Origin of the sequence: Paraclostridium tenue (genome assembly GCF_039521565.1) — a bacterium.
GTDB lineage: Bacteria > Bacillota > Clostridia > Peptostreptococcales > Peptostreptococcaceae > Paraclostridium > Paraclostridium tenue.
This window is the reverse complement of the sequence record NZ_BAAACP010000001.1, coordinates 84,657-100,071: the sequence shown is the minus strand read 5'-3', so window position 1 is coordinate 100,071 and position 15,415 is coordinate 84,657. Positions and strand designations below refer to the sequence as shown.

The 15,415-nt window shown below is 26.4% G+C and carries 17 protein-coding genes; 1 reads left to right on the top strand and 16 read right to left on the bottom strand.

The features are described 5' to 3' along the window. Position 1: 1 nt before the first annotated feature. The 8 genes from def to dapF all read right to left on the bottom strand — a co-directional run bounded on the left by def (position 2) and on the right by dapF (position 7,144). A complete protein-coding gene (def, locus tag ABFX13_RS00490) occupies positions 2-442 on the bottom strand; it encodes a peptide deformylase (RefSeq protein WP_346041031.1) in 441 nt (146 codons plus the stop codon). Positions 443-461: 19 nt separating this feature from the next. Then, positions 462-2,918 carry a primosomal protein N' gene (gene priA, locus ABFX13_RS00485; protein WP_346041029.1) on the bottom strand — a complete coding sequence of 819 codons (2,457 nt, stop codon included), beginning with the start codon at positions 2,916-2,918 and terminating at the stop codon, positions 462-464. A 131-nt stretch (positions 2,919-3,049) separates the two neighbouring features. Continuing rightward, on the bottom strand, positions 3,050-4,249 hold the full coding sequence (coaBC, locus tag ABFX13_RS00480) for a bifunctional phosphopantothenoylcysteine decarboxylase/phosphopantothenate--cysteine ligase CoaBC (RefSeq protein ID WP_346041027.1): 1,200 nt from the start codon (positions 4,247-4,249) through the stop codon (positions 3,050-3,052). Positions 4,250-4,253: 4 nt separating this feature from the next. Continuing rightward, on the bottom strand, positions 4,254-4,523 hold the full coding sequence (gene rpoZ, locus ABFX13_RS00475) for a DNA-directed RNA polymerase subunit omega (RefSeq protein ID WP_147543184.1): 270 nt from the start codon (positions 4,521-4,523) through the stop codon (positions 4,254-4,256). Between the two features lies 1 nt (position 4,524). Further along, positions 4,525-5,139, bottom strand: a complete 615-nt coding sequence (gene gmk / locus ABFX13_RS00470) for a guanylate kinase (RefSeq protein ID WP_346041025.1) — start codon at positions 5,137-5,139, stop codon at positions 4,525-4,527. A gap of 14 nt (positions 5,140-5,153) precedes the next feature. After that, positions 5,154-5,417, bottom strand: coding sequence for an extracellular matrix/biofilm regulator RemA (gene remA, locus ABFX13_RS00465; RefSeq protein WP_187527104.1), 264 nt, complete (start codon positions 5,415-5,417; stop codon positions 5,154-5,156). A gap of 11 nt (positions 5,418-5,428) precedes the next feature. Then, complete coding sequence (locus tag ABFX13_RS00460; protein ID WP_346041022.1) at positions 5,429-6,310, bottom strand: YicC/YloC family endoribonuclease; 882 nt, start codon at positions 6,308-6,310, stop codon at positions 5,429-5,431. A 3-nt stretch (positions 6,311-6,313) separates the two neighbouring features. Next, a complete protein-coding gene (gene dapF, locus ABFX13_RS00455) occupies positions 6,314-7,144 on the bottom strand; it encodes a diaminopimelate epimerase (protein WP_346041020.1) in 831 nt (276 codons plus the stop codon). Between the two features lie 179 nt (positions 7,145-7,323). On the opposite strand from dapF, the gene ABFX13_RS00450 reads away from it, so the two are divergent. After that, entirely contained in the window at positions 7,324-9,093 is a 1,770-nt protein-coding gene (locus ABFX13_RS00450) for an Rqc2 family fibronectin-binding protein (protein WP_346041018.1), read from the top strand. An 11-nt stretch (positions 9,094-9,104) separates the two neighbouring features. Here ABFX13_RS00450 and ABFX13_RS00445 read toward each other — a convergent pair whose 3' ends face one another. From ABFX13_RS00445 to trpS, 8 genes are all read right to left on the bottom strand, one after another. Further along, positions 9,105-10,352, bottom strand: coding sequence for a uracil-xanthine permease family protein (locus ABFX13_RS00445; protein ID WP_346041016.1), 1,248 nt, complete (start codon positions 10,350-10,352; stop codon positions 9,105-9,107). A gap of 101 nt (positions 10,353-10,453) precedes the next feature. After that, the gene (gene pyrR, locus ABFX13_RS00440) at positions 10,454-10,987 is read right to left on the bottom strand and encodes a bifunctional pyr operon transcriptional regulator/uracil phosphoribosyltransferase PyrR (RefSeq protein WP_346041015.1); all 534 of its coding nucleotides are present in this window, start codon (positions 10,985-10,987) and stop codon (positions 10,454-10,456) included. Positions 10,988-11,169: 182 nt separating this feature from the next. Next, positions 11,170-12,090 carry an RluA family pseudouridine synthase gene (locus ABFX13_RS00435; protein ID WP_346041013.1) on the bottom strand — a complete coding sequence of 307 codons (921 nt, stop codon included), beginning with the start codon at positions 12,088-12,090 and terminating at the stop codon, positions 11,170-11,172. An 8-nt stretch (positions 12,091-12,098) separates the two neighbouring features. After that, positions 12,099-12,542, bottom strand: coding sequence for a signal peptidase II (gene lspA / locus ABFX13_RS00430; protein WP_346041011.1), 444 nt, complete (start codon positions 12,540-12,542; stop codon positions 12,099-12,101). A gap of 121 nt (positions 12,543-12,663) precedes the next feature. Further along, positions 12,664-13,398 carry a polysaccharide deacetylase family protein gene (locus tag ABFX13_RS00425; protein ID WP_346041009.1) on the bottom strand — a complete coding sequence of 245 codons (735 nt, stop codon included), beginning with the start codon at positions 13,396-13,398 and terminating at the stop codon, positions 12,664-12,666. Positions 13,399-13,413: 15 nt separating this feature from the next. Next, positions 13,414-13,905 (bottom strand): TraR/DksA C4-type zinc finger protein, encoded by a 492-nt coding sequence (locus tag ABFX13_RS00420; protein ID WP_346041007.1) that lies wholly within the window; start codon positions 13,903-13,905, stop codon positions 13,414-13,416. Between the two features lie 11 nt (positions 13,906-13,916). Then, a complete protein-coding gene (locus ABFX13_RS00415; protein WP_346041005.1) occupies positions 13,917-14,294 on the bottom strand; it encodes a DUF5665 domain-containing protein in 378 nt (125 codons plus the stop codon). 109 nt (positions 14,295-14,403) lie between these two features. Next, on the bottom strand, positions 14,404-15,408 hold the full coding sequence (trpS, locus tag ABFX13_RS00410) for a tryptophan--tRNA ligase (protein ID WP_346041003.1): 1,005 nt from the start codon (positions 15,406-15,408) through the stop codon (positions 14,404-14,406). Positions 15,409-15,415 lie beyond the last annotated feature (7 nt).

The window sequence follows — 15,415 nt, the reverse complement described above, 5'->3', positions numbered from 1 at the left end:
ACTACTTTTCAATTTTATCTACAAATAATATTCCATCTAAGTGGTCTATTTCATGACAAAATGCTCTAGCTAAAAGTTCTTCTCCTTCCATTTCAAACATTTGTCCTTTTCTATTCATAGCTCTTACTTTAACATAATACGGTCTTGTAACTGGTCCTGATTCATTTATAACACTTAAGCATCCTTCATCATCAGTTTGTTCTCCTGAAGTTTCTATTATCTCTGGATTTATAAGTTCTATTATTCCATCTCCAACATCTATTACTGCTATTCTTTTTAATATTCCAACTTGTGGAGCTGCAAGCCCTACACCATCAGCTTCATACATAGTATCAGCCATATCCTCTAATAATTGTATTATTTTTTCATCTATTTTTTCTACAACTTTACACTTTTTTCTTAATACAGGTTCTCCTATTTGAACTATTTGTCTTAACGCCATTTTATATTCCTCCTAATTTTTATAATACACTATAAGGATTTATATCTATAGATATATTTATATCCTTATCAAAAACTATTTCGCGCTTAGTTATACATATATATTTTATTATACCCTTTAATAGATTTATTTCAATATCCTCATCTTTAAATAATATTTGCCATCTATAATTTTGATTTATTTTTCCTATAGAACATTGATTAGGTCCTAATATAAAAGATAAATCATTTATACCACGCTCTTTTAAAAGATATGCTAATGAATCATACATTTTTTTAGAGTTACTTTCTACTAATTTATTATCTTTTCCACTTAATACAACGCTGACCATATTATTAAATGGAGCATAATCAAATAATTTTCTTATTTTTATTTCATCTTCATAAAACCCTTTAAAGTCATAATTTATAGCATGTTTAATTGCATAGTGATCAGTATCATAAGTTTGTAAAATTACTTTTCCATCTTTATCAGCTCTACCAGCTCTGCCCGCAACTTGAGTAATTAGTTGAAAAGCCATTTCTGAACTCCTAAAATCTGGAAATTTAAGTATCATATCTGCTGATAGTATTCCTACTAATGTAACATTATCAAAATCTAAGCCTTTACTAAGCATTTGTGTTCCTATAAGAATATCAGCTTCTTTATTTTTAAAACTATTTAAAATTCTATCAAATGAACCTTTCTTAGATGTTGTATCCCTATCTAATCTTAAAACCTTTAAATCAGGTAATATATTTTTTATTTCTTCTTCGATTTTTTGAGTCCCTATTCCAAATGGTTTTATGTATTTGCTTTTACATTCTGGGCACTCGCTAGGAATTTCTTTTTCATATCCACAATAGTGGCATTTTCCTGTATTACTTTTTTTGTGATATGTAAGTGATATATCACAATTCTCACAAGTAAATACATAACCACATTTTCTGCAAGATACAAAATTTGAATACCCTCTTCGATTTAAAAATAGCATCACTTGACTATTATTTTTTATCGCAAGTTCTATTTCCGATTTTAATTTATTACTAAATATGCTTTTATTACCTATCATAAGTTCTTCTTTCATATCAACAACTTCAATTTTAGGCATAGGCTTTTTATTTGCTCTTTTATTTATTTCAAGTAACTTATATTCACCATTAACAGCTTTATAATATTCTTCTATAGATGGTGTTGCAGATCCTAAAACTAAAGAAATATCTCTTTTTTTCGCTATAAACTTAGCTACTTCTATAGCACTAAATTTAGGATTTTTATCTGACTTATATGCACTTTCATGAAATTCATCGATAATTATAACACCCAAACTTGTAAATGGTGTAAATAAAGCTGATCTAGCACCAATTAATATTCTTATTTTCCCCTCTTTTACTTGTTTATACACATCATGTTTTTCACCTTCTGATAGTTGACTGTGAAAAACTCCTACAATGTCTCCAAATTCGTTTTTAAATCTTGATATAGTTTGAGGGGTCAAAGAAATTTCAGGAACTAAAACTAACCCATCTAATCCTTGACTTAATGCATTTTCAATTATTGCCATATATACTTCTGTTTTACCACTTCCTGTTACTCCGTGAATCATATATGGTTTTTTATTTTCATCAAACATTTCACTATTTATTATACTTACTGCTTTACTTTGTTCCTCATTTAAACTTATTTCTTTATGTTCTATAGAGTATATTTGTTCTGGATTTCTATAAAAATCAACTTCTTCTATTCTAATAAGATTTTTTTCTTTTAGCTTATTTATACTTTGTCTTGTTATTTTTAAATTTTCTAGTACTTCATTTAAATCAACTTCTTTTTTTTCTTTTAAAAATTCTATAATTTCTTTTTGCTTATTTCCTAATTTTATTTTATTTATATTTATATAATCATCAATATCTACTATATCTTCAATTAATGATATTGAATAAACTTTCTTTTCATTTTTATGGTCTTTATATTCCCATTTTAACTCTACTATATTATTTTTTTGCATTTTATACAGCAAATTATTTGCGTTTGGTATTTTCTTTATTTTGTCAAATTTTATTTTACCTTTATTACTTTTTACTATTTTTAAAATTATATTTTCATTTTTATATTCACTTTTATAATTTTCATCTTTAAGCGTAATTACTTTAAAATTATTTAATTTATATCCTTTTGGATACAATAAATTTATACAATCAATATATGTGCATAAATATTTATTTTTCATCCATATTATTAAATTTATATCATCTTTATTAAAAATAGGTTCTTCATCTAATAAATCTAGTATCTTTTTAGTTTTTATATTTTCATCAATAAAATCAACTATATCAAATACAAATGCTTCGACGGGTTTATTATACATTCCAAAAGGAACTAATATCCTATGTCCTATATATATTTTTTCACTAAAAAAATGTGGTATCTCATACGTAAATAAATTGTCAGTATGTATAGAATTATTTCTTACTATAACTTTTGCATATTGCTTCATATTTTAACCTCTATTTATATTTTTATATACTTATTCTTATCATTTACAGTAAACATATTATTTATAAGTACCCTAATAATATACTATTTATCTATAAATGAAAATTAAGCATCTATATTTAATATAGATGCTTATATATTTAATAGAGTTTTTATCTTATCTAAGATAACGTCAGCTACATCTTCTTTTTTCATTTTAGGGTACTCATTTATGATTCCATCTTTATCTATAACTTTAACTATATTAGTGTCCACTCCAAATCCGGCACCCTCTTGAGTTAAATCATTTGCTACTATAAAATCTAAGTTCTTTTTATCTATTTTACGTTTAGCATTTTCTAATAAATCATTAGTTTCTGCAGCAAATCCAACTAAGATTTTATCTTTTTTTATTTTACCTATTTCTAATGCTATATCTTTTGTTCTATCTAGCTTAATGCTTAAATCATCATCTGATTTTTTAATTTTTTTACCAGAATAGTTTTTAGGTTTATAATCTGCAACTGCAGCACTTTTTATTATTACTTGGTTTTCATCTATATTTTCTAAAACAGCATTATACATATCTTCTGCTGATTCAGTTTTTATAAATTTTTTAAGATTTTGAGGCGGTATTATGTTAGTAGGTCCTGATATTAAAGTTACATCTGCTCCTCTTTCTATAGCTTTTTTAGCTATAGAGTATCCCATTTTTCCTGTTGATCTATTTGTTATATATCTTACAGGATCAATATTTTCAACTGTAGGTCCTGCTGTTACTATTATACTTGTACCTTTTAAATCTTTTTTTACTTGTAAAAGATTTATTATACTTTCAAATATAACATCTACAGATGCCAATTTACCTGACCCAATATCTCCGCAAGCTAATCTTCCACTTTCAGGTTCTACAAACTCATAATTTAAATCTTTTAATGTTTGTATATTTCTTTGAACTACGGGGTTTTCATACATATTAGTGTTCATCGCAGGTGCTATAAGTACTTTAGCTTTTGTAGCCATAACTGTAGTTGTTAGCATGTCATCTGCAATTCCATTTGCTACTTTACCAATTAGATTTGCAGTAGCAGGAACTAATGCAAATAAATCAGCTTTCTTTGCTAATGAAATATGCTCTACATCCCAAGTTTTTGGAGATTCAAACATATCTTCTACAACATAATTTTGACTTAATGTTTGAAACGTAAGTGGAGCTACAAATTCAGTTGCTGATTTAGTCATTATTACATGAACATTTACTCCAACTTTTTTTAGCTTACTCACTAAATCACAAGCTTTGTATACAGCAATTCCTCCAGAAACACCTAAAACTACTGTTTTGTCCTTTAACATATTATTACTCCTCTATTATGTTTTGAACTTGAGCTAAATGTTGCTTAGCTTCTTCTATTTCTATTTCTTCTTCTGTTAATTTTCTAAAAGTTATTTTTCTATCTGCAACTTCTTGTGTAGCTAATGTAACAGGTTTTATTTGTTGGTGCTTAGTTGTAGGAACATATGGTGTTGCTCCATCTATTAATTCTCTAGATCTTTTAGCTACTGTTACTACTAAATAATATCTGTTATCGATTTGGTTTAATACTTCATTTATTGATGGCTTTATCATCTTATAATTCCTCCTTGAATTTTTTTATTATATTTTCTTTATATCTATAAACTTTATTTTTTTCAGCTGATATTATGTGTTCTAATTCTTGAGCTGAAGTTTTTACATCATTATTTACTATAAAATAATCATAGTATTCTATTTGGCATATTTCATCAACGGCTGAACCAAATCTTTTATTTATTTGTTCTTCTGTTTCTGTGCCTCTTCCAACAATTCTATTTTTTAACTCATTAAGAGATGGAGGAAGTATAAATATAAATACACCTTCTGGATACACATCTTTTATTTGTCTAGCACCTTGCATTTCTATTTCTAAAACAACATCATTTCCATTTTCTAGGTTTTCTAGTATAGCAGCTTTTGGTGTCCCATAGAAATTATCATATATTTGAGCATGTTCTAATAATTCATTGTTATTTATCATGTCTTTAAACTTTTCTTTAGTTACAAAGAAATAGTTAACTCCATCTACTTCTCCTTCTCTTGGATTTCTAGTAGTTGCAGAAATTGATAATTTAACATCCTTATTATTTTGTAAAAATTCTTTACATATAGTTCCTTTACCTGCTCCAGATGGTCCAGAAACAACTAGTAATAAACCTTTCCTTTTCATTTATATCTTCCTTTCTAATTCTCTATCTGCTGATCGTCTTTATCTGTGAATCTGTGTGCTACAGTTTCTGGTTGAACTGATGATAATATTATATACTGACTATCAGTTATTATAACTGCCCTAGTTTTTCTACCATAAGTAGCATCAATTAATCTTCCACTTTCTTTACCTTCTTGTATTAATCTTCTTATAGGAGCTGACTCTGGACTTACTATAGCAACTACCTTATTCGCCATAACTACATTACCATATCCTATATTTATAAGGTTCATGCTCATAATAATCTCTCCTATTCTACATTTTGTATTTGTTCTCTTATTTTTTCTAATTCGCTTTTTATTTCAACTACTAAGTTAGTTATATTAAGATCTGATGATTTTGACCCTATAGTGTTTGTTTCTCTATTCATTTCTTGTATTAAGAAATCTATTTTTCTACCTATAGATTCATCTTTATGTATTGTCTTTTTAAGTTGTAAGATATGACTTTTAAATCTTACTATTTCTTCTGTTATACTACACTTATCTGCATATATTGCAACTTCTTGAGCTAGTCTATTTTCATCAACAAGACTTGGATTGTCTAGTATTTCAGCTATTCTATTATTTAATTTTTCTTTGTATTCATTAACAACATTATATGAATAGTTTTCTATTTGTTCAATATAATCTTTTAATAAATCACATCTCATATCTATGTCATTAGAAAGTTTTATACCTTCTTCTTTTCTCATATCTTTTAACTTAGCAAGGCAATCGTCTAAAGCTACCTTTAGCATTGACCATAATAAGTCTTCATCTTCTTCTTTTTCTTCACTTTTTATTATATCTGGAAATTTAGCTATATTCATAACTGTTATATCATCTTGTAAGTTAAATGTTGATTTTATATTATTTAATATATTTACATATTCACTAGCTAACTTCTCATCAAATTTTAAGTTTACATCTTCACTACCTATTAAGTCAAGTTTTATATATAAATCAACTCTACCTCTTTTTACATATTCTTTAACTACATTTCTTATTTTATCCTCTAGAAAAGATATTTTTCTTGGAAGACGTATATTTATATCTACATATTTATGATTAATAGTTCTACATTCTACTGTAAAATGATAGTTATCATTTTTATATTCGCCTCTTCCAAAGCCTGTCATACTAATAGCCATTTACTATACCTCCAAAGTTCCTTCACATATTTTAACTGCATTTCCTATCATGTATACATCATCTAGTATTTCTATTTTTACACTTCCACCTTCTGATTTAACATTTACTTTTTTATTAACTTTATTTAAGTAATTAGCTACTATAACAGATGCAGTCATTCCTGTTCCACATCCTAATGTATAACCACAACCTCTTTCCCATGTATAAACCTGAATATTATTTTTATCATCTATCTTTACAAAGTTAACATTAGTATTTTGTGGGAATATTTCATTTTTTTCTATTAATTCTCCATACTTATATATTTCTTCTTTTATTATTTCATCTACAAACACAATTGTATGAGGAACTCCCATAAGAATCGAACTAACTTCTATTTCTTTATTATCTATTACTAACTTTTCATTTATAAAGACTTCTTTATTTGTTTTTACTGGAATTATATTAGGATTGAAGTTTGGTTTTCCCATATTTACTTTTATAGTATCAATTTTTTCTTTGTTTATATTTAAAGATATTTTTTTTATACCGTCAAGTGTATATACACTAAATTCATTTTCTTTTACTATATTATTGTCATATACAAATTTACAAAAACATCTTAGACCATTTCCACACATATTAGCTCTAGATCCATCTGAATTGTAATATACCATTTCAGCATCACATATATTTGAATTTTTGACAACTAATAATCCATCTGCACCTATACCAAAGTGTCTATGACAAACTTTTTTAGCCAAATCTGAGTAATTATTAGGATCTATATTATCAAATCTACCATCTATTGCTATAAAATCATTTCCGACTCCATGTAATTTCCAGAAGTTCATTTATATCCCCCCTATAAATTTGAATTCTTAGCTTATTATACAATATTTTGTTCATAAAAGGAAATTATATTGATTATAACCTATATATTATTTTAAACTATATTCTAAATATTATATTCACATTATTATACATCTGTGTAATAATCTACTTATCAATAAATTTTGAAAGGAATGATATTATGGCCTTTGATGGTTTAGTTGTCCACGCTATTTCAGATGAACTATCATCTAAATTAGTTGGCGGTAAAATAGATAAAGTATATCAACCAGAAAATGACGAAATAGTTTTACATATAAGAAATAATAAAGAAAATTTTAAACTTGTACTTAGTGCAAGTGCATCTAACCCTAGGGTTTATCTTTCTACAAATTATAAAAAAGAAAACCCTATAAATGCCCCTATGTTTTGTATGTTACTTAGAAAATATATACAAAGCGGAAATATAGTTAGTGTGTCTCAAGTTGGATTTGAAAGAATTATAAAAATAACTGTTGAATCTCTTGATGAGCTAAAAGCTAAAACTACTAAAGATATAATAATAGAAATAATGGGAAGACATAGTAATATAATACTTACTCACGAAGAAAATAAAATAGTTGATTCTATAAAGAGAATTCCTCCTAGTGTAAGTAGAGTTAGACAACTACTACCTGGTATGACTTATGTATTACCACCTGCTCAAGATAAGTTAAACCCTCTTGATAAAATATCTAGGGATAAATTTAAAGAAACAATATCTGATTTTGATGGAAGTATATCAAAATGTATATACTCTAAATTCTTAGGTATAAGTCCTATTGTATCTAAAGAGATATGTTTTAGATCAAATTTAGATATTTCTAAACAAGCTTCAAGTATTGATGGTATAGATTTTGATAATTTATATAAAGAATTTAGTAATGTAATTTTAAATATTAAAGATAGCAATTATAACCCTTGCTTAGCAATAGATTCTTCTATAGATAAACTTATAGATTTTAGTTCTATAGATTTAACATTATTTGATAACTTAAAAGTTGTCCATGATGAAAGTATCTCATCTATAATAGAAAGTTTTTATGCTAATAAAGATGCTAAAGAAAGAATAAACCAAAGAGCTTCTGATTTTAAAAAGAGTATATCAATTAAACTAGATAGATTATACAACAAATTGAAAAAACAAAAAATTGAACTTAAAGAATCTGATAATGCTAATATCTATAAAATAAAAGGTGAACTTATAACGGCCTATATATATATGATTGAAAAAGGTATGGATTTTGTAGAAGTTCAAAATTTCTATGAAGAAGACTGTCCTTTAATTAAAATAGATCTTAATAAAAACCTTACTCCATCAGAAAATGCTCAAAAGTATTTTAAAAGATATAATAAACTAAAACATGCTAAAAAAGAAATAACAGCTCAAGTAGAATTAAGTTTAGAAGAAATAAATTATCTTGAAAATATAATACTTAGTATAGATAACTGTGATAACTTAGCAGAACTTGACGATATAAAAGAAGAATTACAAAAACTTGGTTATATGCGTGGTAAGGTAAAATCAAAAAAAGATAAAAACAATCTAACAACTAAACCAAATGAGTTTTTATCTTCAGATGGATTTACAATATTAGTTGGTAAAAATAATAAACAAAATGACTTTTTAACATTAAAAATTGCTAATAATGATGACTTATGGATGCATACTAAAAATATACCTGGATCTCATGTAATAATTAAAACCGAGGGAAAAGAAATTCCAGAATCTACAATTTTTGAAGGTGCAATGTTAGCTGCATTTTTCAGTAAATCTAAAATGTCTTCACAAGTTCCTGTAGATTACACTTTAAAGAAAAATGTAAAAAAACCAAATGGTTCTAAGCCTGGTATGGTTATATACGAAACTAATAGTACGATTTATGTAACACCATCAGAAGAATTAGTTGTTAAATTAAAAAAACAGGGTTAATCCCTGTTTTTTTATACAAGTTGAGAGTTAAGAACTGATTGTTCTTCTTTCTTTTCAACTTTGAATTCATTTCTATTTAAAACTCTATTTAAGATTATTCCTACTATAGCTGCTAAACTAAGTCCTGTTATAGTAACTGTTTTTGTAATAGGTATTCCTATAACTATTCCTTTGTTTCCTAAATAAGTAGTTCCTAATCCAATTATCATTATAGTTAATACTATTATTATATTCTTTTTATTACTTATACATTTGCTATCGTTTATAGTTTTTAATCCTACATATGAAATCATAGAAAATAACATTATACTTATACCTCCCATAACTTCTGTAGGTATACTTTGTAAAAATCCACCAAATTTACTTACACACGCAAGTAATATTGCACATATAGCTGTTCTTCTTAATATTGATGGATCATAATTTTTAGTTATTGCAAGTACCGCTGTATTTTCTCCATAAGTAGTATTTGCTGGTCCTCCTAAAAAACCAGCTGCTATTGTAGCTAATGCATCTCCCATTAATGTTCTATGAAGTCCTGGTTCTTCTATGAAATTTTTTCCAACTACAGTTCCATTAGTAGTCATATCTCCTATATGTTCCATGAATACCGCTAAAACTACAGGTGCAATTAATACTATTGCTTCTAAACTAAATTTAGGTAATCTAAATGCTGGTATTTGTAAAAAAGATGCACTACTGCTCATAAAAGATGTATCTACATTTCCTAACATTAAAGATATTATATATCCTATAGCAACAGCAATTATTATATTTAATTGCTTTACAAAATCTTTACAAAATACATTTATAGCTACTGCTGATCCTAATGTTACAACTGCTATAATAAAATTATGTGATGCCATATCCAAAGCTGTAGGTATTAAATTAAGTCCTATAACAGCTATCATAGCTCCAACTACTTGAGCTGGGAAGTATTTTTTTATTTTATCTACTCCGATTTTTTTTATTATAGCTGACATTACTAAATATATAAGCCCTGCTACAATTATACCTCCTTGTGCATAAGCTAAATCTCCATTGTGAGCTTCCTTAGCTGCTAATATTACTGGTATAAAAGCAAAACTTGATCCTAAAAATGCTGGTACTACGCCTTTTGTACATGTGTGAAATATTAAAGTTCCTATTCCTGCACAAAATATTGCTACGGCTGGGTCAAATCCTGTTAATATTGGAACTAAAACTGTAGCTCCAAACATAGCTAGTAGATGTTGTAATGACAATATTGTTTTTTTCATAAAAAAACCTCCCTATTTTTTAATGTGGGAGAAATAATTCTCCCTTTTTCAGCATCTCTGTACTGAATTAAAAGGTATTAACCTTATATAATTTTATGTTTTTATTCTTTTATAGTTACTGAATCTTGTTCGTCAATTTCACTTAACATAACTGATATTATTTCATGTCTTGATGTAGGAACATTTTTACCTACATAGTCTGCTCTTACTGGTAATTCTCTGTGTCCTCTATCTACTAATACTGCTAGTTGTATAGACTTAGGTCTTCCTATATCCATTATAGCATCTAATGCAGCTCTTACTGTTCTTCCAGTATATAATACATCATCAACTAATATTACTACCTTATCATTTATATCAAAATCTATATTAGAACCATTTATAACCGGATCTACATCAATTTCTTTTAAATCATCTCTGTATAAAGTTATATCAACTTCTCCTGTATTGACTAATTCACCTTCTATGCTTTCAATCTTTTTTGAAATTCTATTTGCAATAGGTACTCCTCTAGTTTTTATTCCAACTAAAACTACATTTTCTATACCTTTATTTTTTTCTATAATCTCATGACTAATTCTTGTTATAGCTCTCGTTATAGCCTTATCATCCATTAATTGAGCTTTTTCTTTCATTAAAATCCTCCTTTTGCTAGGTAAATAAAAAAGCTTCTTACCTTTTGGCAAGAAGCTATAATTATCCTATAAACAATACAAATATAATTATATTTGTACTTTTAATCTTGCCTTATGATATCTCTGTATCACTTAAAGGTAATCTTCATTTTTTATAATTATATAATACTAGTTATATTTTCTCAACTATTTTTATTTAATTTTTTAATTATACTTTTAAAATGCTCTGGTAATTCTGAATCAAATTCTACATATTCTTTAGTTGTTGGATGTATAAATCCAAGTTTTTTAGCATGTAAAACTTGACCTTTAACTCCAAATTTATTATTTTTAGGTCCATATATTGGATCTCCTAATAAAGGATGATTTAAAGATAATGCATGAACTCTTATTTGATGGGTTCTTCCTGTTTCAAGAGTAGCTTTTACATGTGTAAAATTTTCATATCTATTAATAACTTCAAAATGAGTAACTGCATGTTTTCCATCTTTAACTACTGCCATTTTTAACCTGTCTTTAGGATTTCTTCCTATAGGTTTATTTACAGTTATTTTATCTTCTTTTATAACTCCATGGCATATAAACTCGTACTCCCTAGTTATTGAATGATCTTTTAACTGCTCTGATAAATAATTATGGGAATTATTATTTTTAGCAATCATTAAAAGTCCTGATGTATCTTTATCTATTCTATGTACTATACCTGGTCTTATTACTCCATTTATAGATGATAAATTACCTTCACAATGATATAATATTGCATTTACTAATGTATTTTCATAGTTTCCTGGAGCTGGATGTACAACCATATCTTGAGGTTTGTTTACTATTAATAAATCATCATCTTCATATACTATATCTATAGGTATATCTTGAGCTATAATTTCAAGAGTTTTCGGTTTTGGTATCTCTATAGATATATTATCATTTTCTTTTACCAAATATTTAGCTTTCTCTATTTTTTCATTAACCTTAACCTTTTTTTCTTTTATTAGTTTTTGTATATAACTTCTAGACATCTCTCCTAATTGTTCTGACAAATAGACATCTAATCTAGAGCCCTCTTCTTCATCTATAACTAAAAACTGTCTTATCTCTTCCATATCTTCACCTACTTGTTATTTTCAAAAAATATTATATAAATGCATAATAATATAGTTCCTACTACTACAAAAACATCTGCTATATTAAATACATAATCCCAAATTATTTTAAAATCGAAGTAATCTACAACAAATCCCAATCTTATTCTATCTATAAGATTTCCTATAGCGCCAGATATTATAAAAATAATAGCTGTTTTACCTAATATGTTGAGATCTTTTTTATATAAATAATATAAACCAAATATACATGCAATCGATGCTACTACTACAAATACTATTTGGTTATTTTGAAACATACCAAATGCTGCACCTCTATTTTCAACATATGTCAAATGAAATATGTTTTTTATTATTGGTATACTTCCTATACCTGCTAAATATTTTATAGCAATATATTTTGATATTTGATCTAACCCAATTAATCCTAATATTATTAATATGTATGTCAATAAATTTTCCTCCTTGCAATATTGATATACATATTATTATATATATTAATATTACAAGGAGCAATATGGATTATAAATCAAAAGGAAAGTACACATTAGTACCTTCCTTTTGATTTATAATTTACTTTATCATATCAGAAATTGTCACAAATTCATATCCTAAACTTTGCATCTTAGGTATTACCTTTTCTAATGCTTGTATAGTTTGAGATTTATTATTTCTAACTTTATTATAATCATGAAGCAAAATTATAGTTCCATTTTTTGTATTGTCTTCTATTGTTTTTATAATATTATAAACTCCTGGATTGCTCCAATCTTTTGTATCTAAATCAGACCATAAAACAACTTTCATATCTTTTGATTTTATTATATTAAACAAATTCTCATTTATAGCTCTGTATGGAGGTCTAAATAAAATTGGTTCCTTACCTGTTACTTCTTTTATTATTTTTTGTGTTTTATTTATTTCATTGTTTATTTGTTCATCTGTACTTTTACATATATTTATATGTGAATAAGTATGATTCCCTATATCATGTCCTTCATCAAATGCTCTTTTAGCTATTTCAGGATTCCCACAAACCTTTTGACCCACCATAAAAAATGTTGCTTTTACATTATATTTTTTTAGTATATCTAATATCTGAGGTGAAAAATCCTCATCTGGACCATCATCAAAAGTTAATGCAATTGTTTTTTTAGATTCACTTCCTTTTTTTATTACTATATCTTGGTACTGATTAAATATATTTTTATTATTAATCATTGCTGATTGATTTTCTAAAATATTAATTTTATAAATTGCAATACCTAATAAAAATACAAATCCAATTGATATTATTAACCTTTTCATGTTTTACCCTCTTTTCTAACGTCTACCTCTCATATCTCTATTCATATTTACTAAGTCTTCAACAGGGCTTCTATATAAGTTTGGTCCACTAAAATTATCTTTTATGCTTACACTTTCTACATTGTTAAGATGACTATCTTCTTTTTTAGCACAGTTTGCACACAATCTTGCCTCAGGAATAAATTCTAATCTATCTTCTTCTATACTCTTATTACACTTTTCACATATACCATAAATTCCATTTTCTATTTTATATAAAGCATCATTTATTTCATTTAATTTAAGTTTTTCATGTCTAGTTAAACTATCTTGCATTTCTTGCATATATACTTCAGTTCCTATATCTCCTAAATGATTATCATAGCTTGACAATTCGCCTGATGTATATTTTTCACTAGTATGATTTGTTGTATCTCCAAAAACTGTATTATCTTTCATTTGAGAAACTAATTTAGTTAAATTATTTTTTTCTTTTAATAAAGCTTTTTGATATTTTTTATTATCCATAATGTCCTCCTCTAATTTTTCCTAAATTGGTCTATAATATCTAAAAACTTGGCTATATATGCTCCTACTATAGGTAGGTTTACCCACTTAGAAATTAAGTATAAAACTATAGCTGTTAGTACACTAAATCCTATAGCTTGACCAAATCCTTTTCCTACTCCAGATATAAAATTAATTGTAAATAATCTTCTTTTGCTATCTGTTAAAATCATAAACTCCCTTATTCTACTTCTTTCAATTATATGCATTAGATTATCTAGTTTGTTATTAACAACTTGAAGCATCTTAAAATAGTATCCATCATCTTCATTTCCATTAATTCTTATATCTATTTCTTTCATATTTCTTATATCACTATAAAATTTATTACCAGTTCTATACTTTTTCAAATTTTAACACGCCCTCTTTATATAAAAAACTGTCTACACTTTTATTATGTCAATTTTTATGTTTAAAATGCAAAAAAAGTCCTAATAAATAGGACTTTAAATTTTTAGATTATAGAAACTTCTTTTCTATTAATCCAACTTTCTTATAAACTTTTCTAAGTGTTTTTCTTGCTTGATATTCTGCTTTTTGAGCTCCTTTAGCATATACATCTTCTAAATAATCTTTATTAGATAATAAATACTCATATTGTTCTCTTAAAGGTCTTAAAGTTTCTACAATAACCTCAGAAACATCATTTTTAAAATCTCCATATCCTTTACCTTCATACATAGTTACTAGTTCTTCTATAGATTTATTACTAAGTTTTGAATATATATCTAAGAGATTTTTTATACCTGGTTGTTCATCATTATATTGAACTATACCTATTGAATCTGTAACACTTCTTTTTATTTTTCTTCTTATTGAATCTGGTTCATCAACTAATAATATATATCCATTTTCATTTTCATCTGATTTACTCATCTTTTTAGTAGGCTCTTGTAAGCTCATTACTCTAGCTCCAGCTTTTGGTATATATGGTTCTGGTACTTTAAATGTAGGGCTATATCTATTATTAAATCTATTAGCTAAATCTCTTGCTAATTCTAAATGTTGTTTTTGATCTTCTCCAACTGGAACTAAATCAGTTTGATATAATAATATATCAGCTGCCATTAATACTGGATAAGTAAATAAACCTGCATTTAAATTTGCCTCATTTTTTTGAGATTTATCTTTAAATTGTGTCATTCTACTTAATTCACCCATGTAAGTCATTGTATTTAATATCCACATAAGTTCTGTATGTGCACTAACATGTGATTGAATAAATATAGTATTTTTTTCTGGATCTAATCCACTAGCTAAATATTGAGCTAATAATTGCATAGTGTTTGCTCTTAAGTTTTTAGCTTCTTGAGGTACTGTTATTGCATGTAAATCAACAACACTATAATAACAGTTATATTCTTCTTGTAATTCAGTCCAGTTTTTTATAGCGCCTAAATAATTACCTAATGTTAATTTTCCTGATGGCTGAGCTCCACTAAATATTATTTTCTTTTCACTCATATTTAAC